General features: G+C 46.8%; 13 protein-coding genes and 1 riboswitch. Of the genes, 4 read left to right on the forward strand and 9 right to left on the reverse strand.

What is annotated here, in order from left to right:
* The first annotated feature begins 102 nt into the window (after nucleotides 1-102).
* The 4 genes from guaA to TRQ7_RS05120 are packed head-to-tail and all read left to right on the forward strand — an operon-like array spanning nucleotide 103 to nucleotide 4,022.
* On the forward strand, nucleotides 103-1,608 hold the full coding sequence (gene guaA, locus TRQ7_RS05105; protein WP_041844150.1) for a glutamine-hydrolyzing GMP synthase: 1,506 nt from the start codon (nucleotides 103-105) through the stop codon (nucleotides 1,606-1,608).
* 4 nt (nucleotides 1,609-1,612) lie between these two features.
* Nucleotides 1,613-2,236 carry an N-glycosylase/DNA lyase gene (locus tag TRQ7_RS05110; protein WP_004082367.1) on the forward strand — a complete coding sequence of 208 codons (624 nt, stop codon included), beginning with the start codon at nucleotides 1,613-1,615 and terminating at the stop codon, nucleotides 2,234-2,236.
* A gap of 11 nt (nucleotides 2,237-2,247) precedes the next feature.
* Nucleotides 2,248-3,174: an FtsH protease activity modulator HflK gene (gene hflK / locus TRQ7_RS05115; protein ID WP_038033138.1), complete on the forward strand. Its 927-nt coding sequence runs from the start codon at nucleotides 2,248-2,250 to the stop codon at nucleotides 3,172-3,174.
* A complete protein-coding gene (locus TRQ7_RS05120) occupies nucleotides 3,171-4,022 on the forward strand; it encodes a protease modulator HflC (RefSeq protein WP_004082369.1) in 852 nt (283 codons plus the stop codon). Before hflK ends, TRQ7_RS05120 begins: the two co-directional genes overlap by 4 nt.
* 12 nt (nucleotides 4,023-4,034) lie before the next feature.
* Here TRQ7_RS05120 and TRQ7_RS05125 read toward each other — a convergent pair whose 3' ends face one another.
* From TRQ7_RS05125 to TRQ7_RS05165, 9 genes are all read right to left on the reverse strand, one after another.
* The gene (locus TRQ7_RS05125) at nucleotides 4,035-4,844 is read right to left on the reverse strand and encodes a glycosyltransferase (protein WP_041844151.1); all 810 of its coding nucleotides are present in this window, start codon (nucleotides 4,842-4,844) and stop codon (nucleotides 4,035-4,037) included.
* Complete coding sequence (ribH, locus tag TRQ7_RS05130) at nucleotides 4,819-5,316, reverse strand: 6,7-dimethyl-8-ribityllumazine synthase (RefSeq protein ID WP_041844152.1); 498 nt, start codon at nucleotides 5,314-5,316, stop codon at nucleotides 4,819-4,821. Before ribH ends, TRQ7_RS05125 begins: the two co-directional genes overlap by 26 nt.
* Nucleotides 5,313-6,479 carry a bifunctional 3,4-dihydroxy-2-butanone-4-phosphate synthase/GTP cyclohydrolase II gene (locus TRQ7_RS05135; protein WP_012310870.1) on the reverse strand — a complete coding sequence of 389 codons (1,167 nt, stop codon included), beginning with the start codon at nucleotides 6,477-6,479 and terminating at the stop codon, nucleotides 5,313-5,315. The genes ribH and TRQ7_RS05135 overlap by 4 nt, the downstream gene beginning before the upstream one ends.
* Nucleotides 6,454-7,026, reverse strand: a complete 573-nt coding sequence (locus TRQ7_RS05140; RefSeq protein WP_041844153.1) for a riboflavin synthase — start codon at nucleotides 7,024-7,026, stop codon at nucleotides 6,454-6,456. The genes TRQ7_RS05135 and TRQ7_RS05140 overlap by 26 nt, the downstream gene beginning before the upstream one ends.
* The gene (ribD, locus tag TRQ7_RS05145; RefSeq protein WP_041844154.1) at nucleotides 7,011-8,057 is read right to left on the reverse strand and encodes a bifunctional diaminohydroxyphosphoribosylaminopyrimidine deaminase/5-amino-6-(5-phosphoribosylamino)uracil reductase RibD; all 1,047 of its coding nucleotides are present in this window, start codon (nucleotides 8,055-8,057) and stop codon (nucleotides 7,011-7,013) included. Before ribD ends, TRQ7_RS05140 begins: the two co-directional genes overlap by 16 nt.
* Before the next feature lie 58 nt (nucleotides 8,058-8,115).
* Nucleotides 8,116-8,237: riboswitch (FMN riboswitch) on the reverse strand.
* A 56-nt stretch (nucleotides 8,238-8,293) separates the two neighbouring features.
* Entirely contained in the window at nucleotides 8,294-9,736 is a 1,443-nt protein-coding gene (gene aglA, locus TRQ7_RS05150) for an alpha-glucosidase AglA (RefSeq protein ID WP_041844155.1), read from the reverse strand.
* Nucleotides 9,737-9,868: 132 nt separating this feature from the next.
* Nucleotides 9,869-11,290 carry a cyclomaltodextrinase gene (aglB, locus tag TRQ7_RS05155; RefSeq protein ID WP_041844156.1) on the reverse strand — a complete coding sequence of 474 codons (1,422 nt, stop codon included), beginning with the start codon at nucleotides 11,288-11,290 and terminating at the stop codon, nucleotides 9,869-9,871.
* Nucleotides 11,287-13,785: an ABC transporter permease subunit gene (locus TRQ7_RS05160; protein WP_041844555.1), complete on the reverse strand. Its 2,499-nt coding sequence runs from the start codon at nucleotides 13,783-13,785 to the stop codon at nucleotides 11,287-11,289. Before TRQ7_RS05160 ends, aglB begins: the two co-directional genes overlap by 4 nt.
* Nucleotides 13,785-15,521: a DUF4896 domain-containing protein gene (locus TRQ7_RS05165; protein WP_041844157.1), complete on the reverse strand. Its 1,737-nt coding sequence runs from the start codon at nucleotides 15,519-15,521 to the stop codon at nucleotides 13,785-13,787. Before TRQ7_RS05165 ends, TRQ7_RS05160 begins: the two co-directional genes overlap by 1 nt.
* Nucleotides 15,522-15,535 lie beyond the last annotated feature (14 nt).

Here is a 15,535-nt window from a genome sequence, read left to right on the forward strand (position 1 = left end):
TCCTGAACTTCGATTTTAGAACTTTTTCCTTCAACTCAAATTTCCATTGAGTTAAATCTGAATATGATTTAATAGTATCAAAAGAAACCGGGAGGGATCGAGTTGGTACTCGTCGTGGATTACGGCTCTCAGTACTCCAGACTCATAACGAGAAGGATCAGAGAAAACGAGGTCTATTCCGAAGTGGTCTTCCCCGATGATAAGGTAGATCTTTCGAAAGTAGACGCCGTGATCCTCTCCGGTGGTCCAAGAAGCGTTTATGAAGAGGACGCCCCAAAGCTTCCAGAGTGGTTCCAAGAATACAAAGGTCCAGTACTCGCCATATGCTATGGAATGCAGCTGATCGTGAAAGAGTTCGGTGGAGAAGTGAAGAGAGGAAGAGGAGAGTACGGAAGAACCCTCGTGGAGCTCTCGAAGGACCCAATATTCGAAGGAATCCCGGAGAAGGTTCAAGTCTGGATGAGCCACGGCGATGAGGTGGTGAGACTTCCGGAAGGATTCCACCCGATCGCTGTGTCCGAAACGGGTGTGATCGCCGCTGCCACAGATGGAAAAAGGTTCTGGCTGCTCCAGTTCCACCCGGAAGTGCACCACACCGAGTACGGTGATCGTATGATTTCCAACTTCCTCTTCAATGTGTGTAAGCTTGAGAAAAACTGGAAGATAGGAGACCTCGTGGAAGAGAAAATAAGACACATCAAAGAGACCATAGGGAACAAAAAAGCGATCCTCGCGCTTTCTGGAGGGGTAGATTCTTCCGTTGCAGCGGTCCTCGTGCACAGAGCGATAGGAAAGAACCTCGTGTGTGTCTTCGTGGACCACGGCCTTCTCAGAAAGAACGAGCGAGAAGAAGTGGAGAGAGTCTTCAAGGAGCACTTCGACATGAATCTGGTGGTTGTGGATGCCAGGAAGAGATTTCTCGAAAAACTCAGAGGAGTCACGGATCCGGAGAAGAAGAGGAAGATCATAGGGGAAGAGTTCATACGAGTGTTCGAAGAGGAAGCGAAAAAACACGATGTGGAATTTCTTGTTCAGGGAACGATCTATTCAGACGTCATAGAAAGCGCCGCATCCGGAAAGACGACTGCGAAGATAAAGAGCCACCACAACGTGGGCGGTCTTCCAGAGAAGATGAACCTGAAACTGGTAGAACCCCTCAGAGACCTCTTCAAAGACGAGGTGAGAAAAGTAGGAACGTATCTCGGAATACCGGACAGGATCATAAACAGGCATCCGTTCCCTGGCCCTGGACTCGCCGTGAGGGTGCTGGGAGAGGTCACGGAAGAAAAGCTCGAAATCCTGAGAGAAGCGGACTACATATTCATAGAAACTCTCAGAAAGCATGACTACTACGATAAAGTGTGGCAGGCGTTTGCGGTTCTTCTTCCTATAAAAAGCGTAGGCGTGAAGGGTGACGCGAGGGCGTATGAGTACGTGGTGGCGCTTCGAGCCGTGAACAGCGTGGAGGGGATGACCGCAGACTGGTCCAGGATTCCGCATGATATACTGGACGAGGCAGCAAGAAGGATCACAAGAGAAGTGAAAGGTATCGGCAGAGTGGTCTACGATATAACTTCAAAACCGCCTGCAACTATAGAGTGGGAGTGAGAACTTGGAAGAACTGCTGAAAGAACTTGAAAGGATACGAGAAGAAGCAAAACCGCTCGTTGAACAGCGGTTCGAAGAGTTCAAAAGATTGGGCGAAGAAGGAACAGAAGAGGATCTCTTCTGTGAACTCTCTTTCTGTGTTCTCACAGCCAACTGGAGTGCGGAAGGTGGAATTAGAGCGCAGAAAGAAATCGGAAAGGGTTTTGTGCATCTTCCCCTTGAGGAACTCGCGGAGAAACTGAGAGAGGTTGGACACAGGTATCCTCAAAAGAGAGCCGAGTTCATAGTAGAAAACAGAAAACTGCTGGGAAAGTTGAAGAACCTTGTGAAGGGTGATCCTTTTCAATCCAGAGAGTTCCTAGTAAGAAACGCAAAGGGGATCGGCTGGAAAGAGGCAAGCCACTTTCTCAGAAACACCGGTGTGGAAGACCTCGCCATTTTGGATAAACACGTTTTGAGACTCATGAAAAGACACGGCCTGATTCAGGAGATACCAAAAGGATGGAGTAAGAAAAGATATCTCTACGTGGAAGAGATCCTCAGAAAAGTCGCCGAAGCGTTTGGAGAATCTCCCGGGAAGTTCGATCTCTACCTGTGGTACCTTGTGAAGGGAAAGGTGGATAAATAGGGGGTGATGGGGTGCGAAAATACGTGTGGATAGTCGTTTTCATTGTGCTGGGAATCTACTTTCTCACCGGTGTGTATCAGGTAGGACCCTCCGAAGTCACCCTCCTCAAGACTTTTGGAAGATTCACCTCGGTCGTTCCTTCAGGAATCCACTACCACCTGCCATATCCGATTCAGTCTCATGTGACCGTCGACGTCACAACTGTGAGAAAGATCGAAATAGGATTCAGAAGCATTCAACGAGGGGAGAGGATCTCTTACCAGTCGGTTCCTCAAGAAGCCATAATGATCACAGGAGACAACAACCTCGTGAGTGTGGAAGCGGTGGTTCAGTACAGGGTGAAAGACCCCGTCGCTTACGCCTTCAACATCACAGAAGCGGATTCCATCGTGAGATTCACAACAGAATCTGTTCTTCGTGAGAAGGTAGCGATGAGAAGCATCGACGACGTGCTCACCTCAGGAAGAGATGAAATAGGATTCGAAACTGCCCGGATGCTCCAGGAGATTCTCGATTCCTACAACTGCGGTATAAAGGTGGAAAACGTTTATCTCCAGGAAGTGGTCCCGCCAGATCCCGTTGTTGACGCCTTCGACGATGTGAACAACGCTCGTCAGGACAAAGAACGTCTCATAAACGAGGCAAGAAAATACGCCAACGACGTTGTTCCAAAAGCCCAGGGACAGGCACAAGAGATACTGAGACAGGCAGAGGCCTACGCTCAGGAAGTTTATTTGAAAGCACTCGGCGAAGCGAAAAGATTCGAAGAGGTGCTGGAAGAATACTCAAAGGCTCCTGATATCACGAGAAAACGAATGCTCCTCGACGCTCTCCAATCTTTGCTTGAAAAATCCGAAAACAAGGTTTTCTTCGTGGGAAACGGTGATTCTCTGAACATTCTCAACATTTCCGACCTTCTGAAGGGGATGGGAAAATGAAAATCTGGATGATTTCTCTTCTGATCATTCTGATCGTGGTGGGTGCGATCCTTCTTTTCTCTTCTTTTTACGTCCTGGATCAGACACAGCAAGCGGTGGTTCTGAGGTTCGGAAAGATCGTTGCAGTAGAAACGGAACCTGGGCTTCACTTCAAACAGCCGTTCGTTGATAATGTGGTGAGATTCGATAAAAGAATCCTCCTCTACGATATAGAACCAGAAAAGATCATAGCCGCCGACAAGAAAACACTCGTGATAGACACGTACGTTCTCTGGAGGATAAAAGATGCGGAAGCGTTCATAAAATCACTGAAGAGCGTGAAGCTCGCTCTTCCAAGAATCGACGATGTGGTTTACTCACACGTGAGGAACATCTTCGCAAAAGCGAACTTCGACGAGATCATCTCCGAGAAGAGAGAAGACCTTTTGAGGGAAGTCACGGCTCTTTCAAGAGAAGATCTGAAGGACTTCGGCATAGAAGTGGTCGATGTGAGGGTGAAGCACGCCGACCTCCCCGCTGAGAACGAAAAGGCCGTGTACGAAAGAATGAAAGCGGAGAGATACAGCATCGCTGCACAGATCAGGGCTGAAGGTGAGAAAGAGGCAAGAAAGATACGTGCGGAAGCCGACAAAACAGCGAAGGTTCTGATCGCGGAAGCTCAAAGCAAAGCAGAGCAAATCAAGGGAACCGGAGAAGCAAGCGCGGTGAAGATCTACGCGGAGGTGTTTTCAAAAGACAAGGACTTCTACGAATTCTGGAGAACGATGGAGGTTTACAGATCCATCGAGAAAGGAATTCTCATAATTGGAGACGAACTCGATGCACTGAAATACCTCAAAACGAAGTGAGGGAGAGTTCCCTCACTTCATTTTCAGAAAGTTACTCACGCTGAAGAGCATTCTGAACATCCATATGTTGAACTTGTTTACCCTGTTCTTTCCGGGGCCGTAACCGAAATCTTTCACCGGTCTGAGAAATCTGTACCTCCCAGCGTTGTGAACGATGGGAATGAGTTCACCATTTTCGAGATAGAACTTCGAATCTTTCACGTAGAATTTTTCTCGGGCCGTTGAAGGGATGAAGTTGTACTTCGAAGGAAGTTCCACATGAGGATTCTTGTAGATCACGTAGTTTCCAATGACAGTATCTCCACCCCAGACGTTTATGTTTTTCAGACGTCTCTCCATTGTTCTTGCGAACTCGAGGAAACCTTCCCTTGGTGCTATTATCACACCCACGTTGAAGAGCTTTTTGTTTGAAAGAAAAGACTTTATCTCCTTTCCATTCACAAGGTCTTCTTCCTTCACCACGAGATCAATGGGTGGACTCAACTGCTCCACAACCGCTCGAAAAGCATCTCTGTGTTCCTCGAATAGGTGCGAGATGTCACTCTGGAAGATGATGTCTCCGCCATCACAAAACAGGATCTGATCGTACTCAGGATGATTCTCAAGAAAAATGGCAAGATTGATGAAACGCGTGTTGTTTATGAGTCCAGAACGCTCCACAGCCGGAAAGTTGATAACCTCTTTAGGAAGTCCTGTGAGACCGTAGTTTATGACGAGAACGTCTGTGTTGCTCAGATTCACATTTTCCTTCAGAGATCTGTACCAGTCGTTCACAAGAAAGTCCCTTATTCTGTCGTTACCTGCCGTTGCTATCAGATTCAAAGATATCCCTCCTGAGTCTCTTTCTGAGATTTGCCATTTCGATCGCTACCATCGCTGCTTCAAAACCTTTGTTTCCACTCTTTGCTCCGGCTCTGTTGAGGGCCTGTTCAAGGGTGTCCGTGGTGAGAACGCCGAAAACAATAGGAATATCAGAGGTCATGTTGAACTGCGCCACTGCTTTACCTATCTCGTTCGCCACCACGTTGAAGTGGTACGTCTCTCCCCTTATCACAGCACCGAGAACGATTATAGCATCATGCACACCGAGATCGAGGAGTCTCTTGAGCGTGTATATCGCTTCCATACTTCCCGGAATTCTCACAACCGTTATGTTCTCGTCTGAGACACCGTGTCTTTTCAGCCCGTCGAGCGCTCCCTCGAGGAGTTTCGAAGTGACAAGGTCGTTGAACCTAGGAACGACTACGGCTATCTTCAAACCTTCTCCTCTGTAGTCTCCCTGAACAACCTTCATGAATTCACCTCCCTGAAGATTTCTTCGAGTTCGTGTCCGAGCTTTTTCATTTTTGTCGAAAGATAGAACCTGTTGTGAGGTGTTACTCTTCCGTACAGTCTCTTCGTTTCGACAACTTCGATCCCGTATTTTTCAAGACCAACCGTCTTTCTTTGGTTGTTGGTGAAGAGAAGAACCCTTTCGATGCCAAGGGCTTTCAAGATCTGCACCGCCGGTGCGTAATCTCTTTCGTCTTCAGAAAAACCAAGAACTCTGTTTGCCTCCACCGTGTCCAAACCTTTGTCCTGAAGAGAATAGGCTGCAATTTTGTTCGAAAGGCCGATTCCTCTCCCTTCCTGTCTCAAATAGATCAGGATACCTCCGTGAGCTGACATGTATCTGAGAAAATTCGCCAGCTGTGAACCGCAGTCACACCTCAAAGAAGAGAGAACATCCCCGGTCACGCATTCGGAGTGTATTCTCACAGCAACGGGATCTTCGAGAGGTTCCTTAACGATTGCGAAGTGTTCTTTGCCATCGAGGTGGTTTTCGAAAGAAACAACCTTGAAGACACCGAAATCCGTTGGAAGTGTTGCTTCTGCTTTTTTCTTCATGAGAAGCTTTCTCTTCACAAATTCACGCCAGACATCGTCCATCTCCAGAACGGGGAGGGAAAATTTTTCTGAGAGCTTCAAAACATAATCCAAATTGTGAGAATTTCCCTTCTCATCCAGAATTTCCACGATCACGGCGTGACGGCTGAAGCCCGCGAGCTCAGAAATTTCCAGAGATGCCTCCGTGTGTCCTTTTCGTCTCTGGAAACCGATTCCTCCTATCACCGTGACGTGACCCGGGTATCTGAACTCATGAAAATACCTGCCTTCTGCCAACTTTCTGCACGTTTCTGCCCTCTCCAACGCTGAAATCCCCGTGCCAGTGCCCCAGTCCACCGGCACGAAGTAGTTCGCTCCGTAGTTCGAGGAAAGTTTTACGAACCCTCTCTTCAAAAGATCTTCCTCGTCGGCTGTAACGCAGAAGAGTCCCTTCCCGTATGTGACGAAAAAGTTCACAACGTCTTCGGTGATCAATTGAGCGGGAAAAACGAAATCCGCTTCGTTCTCTCTATTTCTGTCGATCAAAATGACGGGCTTTCCTTCCTCAAAAGCCTCTCTCAGTTCTTCCACGGTCTATCACCCCTTTCAGGTAGCGAGCGATGATATCGATCTCGTAGTTAACGGGATCTCCGGGCACCAGATACTGGAGGTTCGTGTTCTCGAACGTGTGTGGGATCACCTGAACACTGAACGTGTCCAGAGAAGTTTCAACGACGGTGAGGCTGATACCGTTCAACGTGATAGAACCCTTTGGAACGATCGCCCATCTTTCCGACGGCATCGAAAAGAACATGAAATAGCTGTTTCCGCGCCTTTCCATTCCGACAAACCTGACGGTACCGTCCACATGGCCTGTTACCAGGTGTCCTTCAACTCTGCTGCCGAGAGCCAGAGATTTTTCAAGATTGTAAAAACGAGAAACGAAAAGATTGGTTCTCCTCCTCGTTTCCTCACCCACATCGAACCAGTATTCTTCTTCCGAAACTCCAGAGACCGTCAGACACACACCGTTCACCGCTATACTCTCTCCCAGTTTCACTTCCCACGTTCTTTTGAAGAAGATCCTCTCTCCTCTGATGTGCCCTCTTTCCACCTTCTGAACTATTCCCGTGAACACGTTCTCATCTCCACCAGAAACTCCGAATCGGAAAACTCCACGTTCACCACTTTGAACTTCGGAGGAACCGAAACATCTGACAGATAACCGGAGAAGACATCAAGCCCCTTTCCGAAAATCTTCGTCGAATAAAAACCAAAAACCACATCTGCGTGATCCAAAAATTCGCTGAACACCTTCGATCCACCCTCCACCAAGACAGAATCGATACCCCTTTCATACAGATTTCTCAATATACTCTCCACAGAACAATCGCTCAGGGCCTTCTCCACGTGTGGTGGATATTCCGCCTCTTCACTTTCTGTGAAAACGATCACCCGAGCGTTTTCTTCGAACACTCTGAACACTTTCCCACTCAAAACACCCTTTCTGTCGAGGATCACCCTCACAGGATTTCTGCCTTCTTTCAGTCTGCAGGTTAGCTGGGGATCGTCCTTCAAAACCGTTCCAGCACCGACGAGAACAGCAGAGTAGATGTTTCTCATCTCGTGAACCTTGAATCTGAACTTGCTTGTGATCCACTTGGAATCTCCCCTGTGATCAGCTATTTTCCCATCTAAGGTGGACGCGTACTTCAGCGCAACGAACGGCCTTTTCTTTGTCACATAAGTGATGAAAAACTCACACAGCTTTTTCACCTCTTCTTCCAAAACACCTTCTATCACTTCGATTCCGTGATTTCTGAGTTTTTCCACACCGTTTCCCGAAATTGGATTCGGATCCCTTGTTCCGATCACAACTGTTTTTATTCCACTTTCTATGATCAGATCCGTACATGGAGGTGTCTTTCCATGATGATCACAGGGTTCAAGGGTAACTATGAGAGTTGCACCCCGTAAATCTTCTCCATTTCTCTTTGCATTCTCTATCACTACCCTCTCAGCGTGTGGACCTCCAAAATAGAGATGAAACCCCTCCGCGATTATCCTGCCGTCTTTCACAACGACCGCACCAACCGGTGGGTTGGGGTTCACCCTTCCAAGCCCTTTCTTTGCAAGTTCTATTGCTCTTTTCATGAACCTTTCGTACACATTTTCACCCCTTTTTAAAGAGAAAAGGGACCCTCTCGGGTCCCTGATGGTCTACACTCTTCGCTCTCTCCCATCCGGACTTTCACCGTCGGCCCCGGAATTCCACCGGGTCAACCCTCCTGAGAGGGCTCGCGGGCTTTCACCGCCGGTCGGGAATTCCACCCTGCCCCGAGAGCGATCTTCGAAACTATTCAGTTTCTTCCATTGTATCGGTTTCTCTTTTCTGGAAGATGAACTTATTTTTTCAGATAATTCTTTCTCATCTCTTCGTTTTCTGGAAGAGAAAGGATTTCTTCTATCACCTTCTCTACCTGTTCGTCACTCTTTGTCCTTGGGTCTCTGTAGAGAACTTCTTTTATGATCCTTATATCACCCGTGAGGAACGCTTCGAGTGCCATCTCCATTCTCATGATCCTCGGTCTCAGATAATACTTCACCACACGTTCTGGAAGTGGTGGGTCGATCTTTTCTGGATGGATACCGTCCCTGTCCACAACTGCTGGAACTTCAACAACCACATCGTCGTCGATACCCTGTATGATACCTTTGTTTGGAATGTTTATCACAAATCTACTTCTGTTGTCGTTGAGCAGGGCATCGATGAAAGGAATGTGCTGTTCACCGCTCTTTTTTTCAGGATCGAGAATCTTTTCCACTTCAAGGACGAACTGTTTTTCCGAAAGATCCTTTCCAAGAACACTTCCAAGGTCTGAAAGTTTAGCGCCTGGATTTTCCTTGATGAACTTTGCCACTTTTTTGGTGATGTCCGTTACCTTTCCGAGCGTGTCCTGGTACCATTTCCATCCTATTTCGGAATCTGCTCCTCCCCAGGGCTCTCCGTACCATCTTTTCTTCGTTTCGAGATCTCTGTGGTATCTCCAGGAGGCGTTTCTTACGGTATCTCCTATCGGCATCACACCGTAGAATTTGTACATGTCAATCGCGGCGGGAGAAAGCTGATCGTTGAATGGGTTCTCTGGTTTCCAGTCTTTCGATTTTTCACTGATCCATCTATCTAGAAGTGGGTACGCATCCTCGCCGTTGTATCTGAACCTGTTCAACCATATTCCGTGGTTCACACCGGCAACCTGCCAGTCTACCCTGTTTTCTTCCAGACCCAGTTTCTCTATGATCTCCATCACTCCGTAGTGGCCATGGCAGAATCCGACGGCCTTTATGGGAACCGTTCTTGTCACAAGGGTTGTTCCTTCAAAGACAGGATTTGCCGCCTGCAGATACCACGCCTTTGGAGAGAGTCTCTCTATTTTCCTTGCGATATCCACGAAGTACTTGAGCTGGTTGTAGTTTGAAAACGTGTAGTAGTCGGAGACCATGTTGAACTCCTGCGCGTCTATTCCTCTGTAGTATCCGTACTTTTCGCTGATCCTTCTGACCTTTTCAAGATAGGTGTGGCCACCCACCATCGCTGTGTTTATCACAAAATCCGCATCAGCGATGGCTTCGTCTACGCTTGTTGTCTTTTCAAACTTCAGGTCGGCTCCCACTTCTTCAACGTACTTTTTTGCTATGGTCAGAACCGCATCTAGCCTTTCTTCGTCGATGTCCATGAGGGTAACGGTACTTCCGGAAAGACCGGGAGTTTTGCAAAGGTCGCTCACGAGCCTCAGTGAGAAAACGGCACTTCCTGCTCCGATGATACCGATCTTCACAGCTGGCATACCACTACCTCCCCATTCTTTGATTTCCCAATCACACTATACAACCTGTGCGAAATCTTTTCGAAAATTTATGTACTTCGTCAAGAAAAAACAAAAGCCGGCTTTCGCCGGCTGTTAAAGACCAGAATTTTTTCACACTCTCTTGTACAATCTGTACCTTCCAACTCTGAGGTCGATCGGCTTTAAGATCCTGAACGATCTTCTTCCAACGGGCACCTTCACGACTCCTCCATCCACATGGAACTTCTCACCGGTGAAGATGTCGAAAAGAGGAGTTGCGTTCATGATCTTTCCATCCGGAAGGGAGAGAACAACGTTTTTTTCCTCTTCAGGATTCACCACAACGATCGTGTCTTGAAGAGGATGCGGGGCTTTCCTCATGAAGGCAAGTGGCTTTTCTTTCAAAAGTATGAACTCGCCAAACCTCAAACCAGGATCGGTTCTCCTGAACCTGATCATCTTCTTGTAAAACTCAAACAACTCCATGTCCCACTTTTCCCTGTTCCATTCCATGGTGGCTCGACACTCCGGATCTTCTCCACCTGTGAGGCCTATCTCTGTTCCGTAATAGACGAGCGGAACGCCCGGATATGTGAACTGAAGCACTATAGCGAGTTTTCTGAGATCTTTGACTGGGACCGTCGTTGCAAGCCTTGGAGTATCGTGGCTGTCTAGCATGTTCCAGCACCCGAAGATGTTCTTTGTTTCTCTGTAAGCCCTTTCGAGTTCTGTCCCTATAGAATCCGTTTCTCCGTTCACATAGCTCAAAACAAGGCTCCTGAAATTGTAGTTCATCAATCCATCGACCATTTCCCATCCTGCCGGGTAGGTCCATATCTCGCTCACAAGATACTTTTCAGAAGAGAATTCCTTTACTTTCATGTTGATCCACAGGTTGACCAGAGGTCCAAGGTCGTGACCACAGTCGAGCCTCCAGCCGTCCACACCCACTTCCAGGTAGTGTTGAACGACTTTCAATATGTATTCTCTCACCTCTTCAACTTCCACGTTCAGTTCGGGCAAACTTCCCACGTCGAACCAAGATCTGTGCCTGTCTCTGTAAAGAAAGAAACGGTTCACGTATTCAGGATCTTTCTTCCTTGCCTTTTTGAACCAGGGATGCTGACTTCCAACGTGGTTGAACACACCGTCCAGAATGAGTTTGATGTTCCTGCTGTGAAGAACTTTCAGAAGGTGTACAAAGGCTCGTTTTCCTCCGAACTGTGGATCGATCTTGAAATAATCTATCGTATCGTATTTGTGATTTGTATCGGAAAGAAAGATAGGAGTGAGGTAAACTGCGTTAACTCCGAGTTCTTCTAAGTAATCGATCTTCTCTGCTATTCCCCACAGATCTCCTCCGTAGAAGACCTTCACGTGCTGAGCATCGGGAAGTTTACGAGGAGGAACCCCCCATTTTTCGATGGTCCCCCCTCGTTTCAGATAAAGATCTTTTTTGTCCTCGACGGTCTTTCCTTTGCCGATGAAAAACCTGTCCGGGAATATCTGGTACACAACACTGTCGTATACCCAACTTGGTATGGGATACATCATCCTTTCACCGATCCTTTCGTGAGTCCACCGACTATGTATTTCTGAAGTGACAGGAACAGAATCACCATCGGTGTCATACCGAGAAGAGCAGCTGCCGTGAAGAGTCCCCATTCTGTTTCATACGCTCCCGTTGAGAACGTCCAGAGACCGAGGGCATAGGTGTAATTCTTAACATCCTGCAGGATGATTCTTGCAAGGACGAATTCGTTGAACGTCCCTATGAAGGTCAATATCACGATAACGGATAGAATGGGGAGTGCAAGTGGGACGACTATCTTGTAAAACGTCTGAAAGCGTGTGGCACCGTCTATCATGGCGGCTTCTTCCAGAGACGAGGGTATCGTGTCGTAGAAACCTTTTATGAGATACATGTTGTACGCTATGTTACCAAGGTAAGCGAATATCAAACCACCCAGGGAATCGAGTCCCAAAAAGGGTAAGAACTGCCCGATGAGTTTCAGAAGTCCGTATATAGCGACCATGTACATGATGGCCGGGAACATCTGTATCAAAAGGAGTGCCATGATTCCGTACTGTCTTCCCCAGAACCTCATCCTGCTGAACGGATACGCTGCGAGCGCACAGACAGCCGTTGTGATTATAGAAACAAGTCCTGCGACGACGACGGAGTTTGCAACCCATCTGAGGAAGTAGTGTCTTGTCTTCTGTTCCCAGATTTGCGCTACTCTGTAAAGGTCTCCGTCAATCTTTTTGAAGTCACTTCTGAGTTCCTTCAAGGGGACACTGTCCATGAGGGATCCTGCCTTTCTTGAAGCAACGGCGGTGTTGGTGAGAACTTCCTGAACGAAGTTCATCTTCACCAGATCGTAGAGCATCTGAAGGTGTTCAGACGAGACAAAAACCCCTCTGTACGAAAGATCAAGAAGGTTTGGATAACTTCCTTTGAAATCGTAAAGCACCTTTCTGGAGTTTTCAAGGATGTCCAGAGCGTTTTTGTAACCCGTTTCCATTCTTCTGCTGAACTCTCTGTAATCCTCTATCCAGGAAAGTTCCGATACCATTTTTCTTATCGTCTGAATAAAACTGTCGTTTCCGTATTGGGAAATGTATAGACTTACAAAATTTTTTGAAGTTCTGTATATAGACAGCAGCTTTATCTGGGTTGCACTGTTGAAAGATTTTATATCTTCAACGACCCTCTTTCTGTTTTCTATTTCGTAGGAGAACACCCTCAGGTCCACATACCTTTTTGCCAGGGATATTCTGCTTTCTTTCTGAGAAGCGGTGTTTGTGAGTGTTGTCAGACTCTTCTTTAGGCCTTCCAGCCTGGAATTCAGGAAAGCCAGTTCGTTCTGCAGATCTTTCAATTCTTTCGCCTTCTGAATGAACGAATCGATGTTTTCACTCATTTGCTTCAGAACTCCATCAACAGTTGGTATAACTTCCTCGAACGACTGTAGAAAGTTCCTGTAGAGAGACTTCTTCGTTATGTTACCATCCTGAAGAAGGAGTTCCTTCATCTTCAGAAGTGACTCTTTCATTTTTGCTACACTGCCGGCAAGGTCTTTCAGGTCAGAGAAGGAGGATATCTTTTCGTGCAAAATGGACAGTTCAGAGATCGCTTTCTCGATGGAATCTTTCACAGCGCTATCGTCGGGGGTGAACATTGTTTCGATCTGGCTTTTGCTGATGCTTCTAAGCATTTCTGAAAGGTCGGCCAGTATCTCGGTCGCAAAATCAATGTCTGGTTTCAGGATCTCAAGAACTTTCTGTTTGTCCAGGATCTCTTCTTCGATGACTGCTTTTTGCTTTTCAAGTTGAGAGATCTTTTCCTGAACAGAAGAGATTTCGCTCTGGAGCTTTTCGATATTTTCCCTTACAGATCCAATTTCTTTTTGATAGATCAACTCCATATCAGAAAGGGCATTTTTGAGGTCGTCCTGTGTGTTCACGGAATAGCCGACCAGTCTTTCGAGTTCATCTTTCAGAGCAGAAAATTCTGAACTTTTTAAATTTTTTCCTTTCAGTTTCTCGTACAGAGCAATCGCAAGTTCCTGAGGTTGGGGAACAGGTGTCTTCTCCAGTTCTTTCTTTACAGCGTTTTCTATCTTTTCCAGAACACTCTCTGTATGAGCCTTCACTTCTTCTACTCTCTCTGAAAAGGTCTCTTCTGTCTTTGTGTACCTTCTATAGGAGTCCTCCAGAAGTTTCCTGGTTTCATTCAGGTATCCATCGAACCTGCTGATGCGATCTTCGATGAGTTTTTCGGCTTTTTCTCTTGTCACATCTTTGAAAGGTTCAACACGTGAGACAAGACTCTGCATCTCCTGGATCAGAACAGGAAGGTTCTTCTCCGGTGCCACAAGGTCCTTGTAGTGTTGCAGTGTGAGGCGGGAGGAGAAGAGTTTTGGTGAAAAGGCCGCTTCGTCCCTTCTGAAAGAAGTGGACACCACCCAGACTATCGGAAAGAGAACAACTATCACCAGAATGATCAAAAGGATGTGTGTCAATAGTCTGTTTCTTTTTCTCACCATCACTCGCTCACCTCTTCAAAGGCTCCGGAGAGTTTGAAGTTCACAAAGCTGATACCACCGACCAGGAAGAAGATAATGATGGATATGGCACTTGCGAATCCAAAGTCCTGACCCCTTCCACCTTCAAACGCCAGTTTATAAACGTAAGAGATGAGAATATCCGTGTGTCCAACAGGTGTTGTGGCACCTGCCATCGCAGGACCACCGCCGGTGAGAAGGTATATGTTCACAAAGTTGTTAAAGTTGAAGGCAAAACTTCCAACAAGCAGGGGTGCCACCGTTGTCATCAAAAGAGGGAAGGTGATGGTCCAGAACCTTCTCCATCTTCCAGCACCATCTATCGACGCTGCTTCGTACAACTCTTCCGGTATGCTCTGAAGTGCTCCAAGAGAGACGGCCATCATGTATGGGAAACCAAGCCACGTGTTCACAGTGAGAACGGCAACCTTTGCCCAGAAGGGATCGTTGAACCACTTTACAGGTTCCAGACCAAGAAGTGGAAGAACAAACCTGTTCAATATTCCGTAAGTCTCGTTGAACATACCATTCCTCCAGACCAGAACGGAGATGAACGCTGGAACGGCCCAGGGAATGATGAGCAATGTTCTGTAGATGTTCCTTCCACGAAGGGTTCTGTCGTTCAAAACCAGAGCCAGGGAAAGTCCAATGGCAAACGTGAAAAGAACGCTCAAAGCGGCCCAGGTGAAGGTCCAGGTGAACACTTTGAAGAAAGGACCTGAAATCTTCGGATCAGTGAATATTCTGGAGAAGTTTTTGAAGCCAATGTAATCCATGTATCCGACAACAAATATTTCTTTTCCGTTTCTGTCGTAATCGTAGAAAGCACCGTCTTTCTCAGCAAGTTTTCTTCCTGTGAGGTTGTTTTTCACCACCAGTTTTGTAACGATCTTTCCGTTTTCAAAGGATTCTTCCAGAGAGAGCGAATAGAGTCTTTTCACCGGGTAAAAATACCATTTCCCACTTTCGCTTATCCTCAACATCAGCATCTGATCATCGTACCAGAATTCTGCTCTGTTCAGATGTTTTTGAGCGATGTTCACCTTGAAAAACGGTTCGTTTTTCTTCAAAGAAGGATCATCTGGAGAGTAGAGGGGTTTGTAAACTTTCCCGTTCGAGGTGATCGCGTCCACATCTTCCAGTGAGGAAACGGGCCAGGGAACAAATTCGTAAGTGGTACCGTCCAGTTGAACTGTTCCTTCTTTGACCGGAAAGAGAGTAGATTCCCTCAGAAGAACTTCGTTTCCACTCTTTTTGGTTACAACAGGCTTTTCAGCGAGGAATATCCTTCCGCCGTCTTCGAACAGGATCAGGAAATCCTCTGTTGGTTTCAATCCTTCGTAAACACTGAAAACCATGTAATTAACAGGGGTTGAATCTTCTGGTACGTAGGTGAAGTTTGGATCGAAGAGGATCCTTTCTATCGCTTCTTGTCTTGTCATCAGGTGACCCGTTCCGTAATTTGTAAACGCAATCTTCACGGTGAAGTATATCGGATACAGTACAAGAACGAAAAGCAGAATGAGAGCAGGGATGGTGTATCTGTAAGGATAGGCTTTGGGGTTGAACACAAAAAAGTCTATGAGAACAAGAAGAGTCAGAAGGACGATCCCCAGTTCATAATAAGCATTTTGAAAAAGAAAAACACCGGCCCATACGATTCCGGCATTGAAGAGTGCAAGAAGCATTATCAGAAAAACTCTTAGAATGCTTTTCACAGCACTCAGACCTC

Origin of the sequence: Thermotoga sp. RQ7 (assembly GCF_000832145.1) — a bacterium.
GTDB lineage: Bacteria > Thermotogota > Thermotogae > Thermotogales > Thermotogaceae > Thermotoga > Thermotoga neapolitana.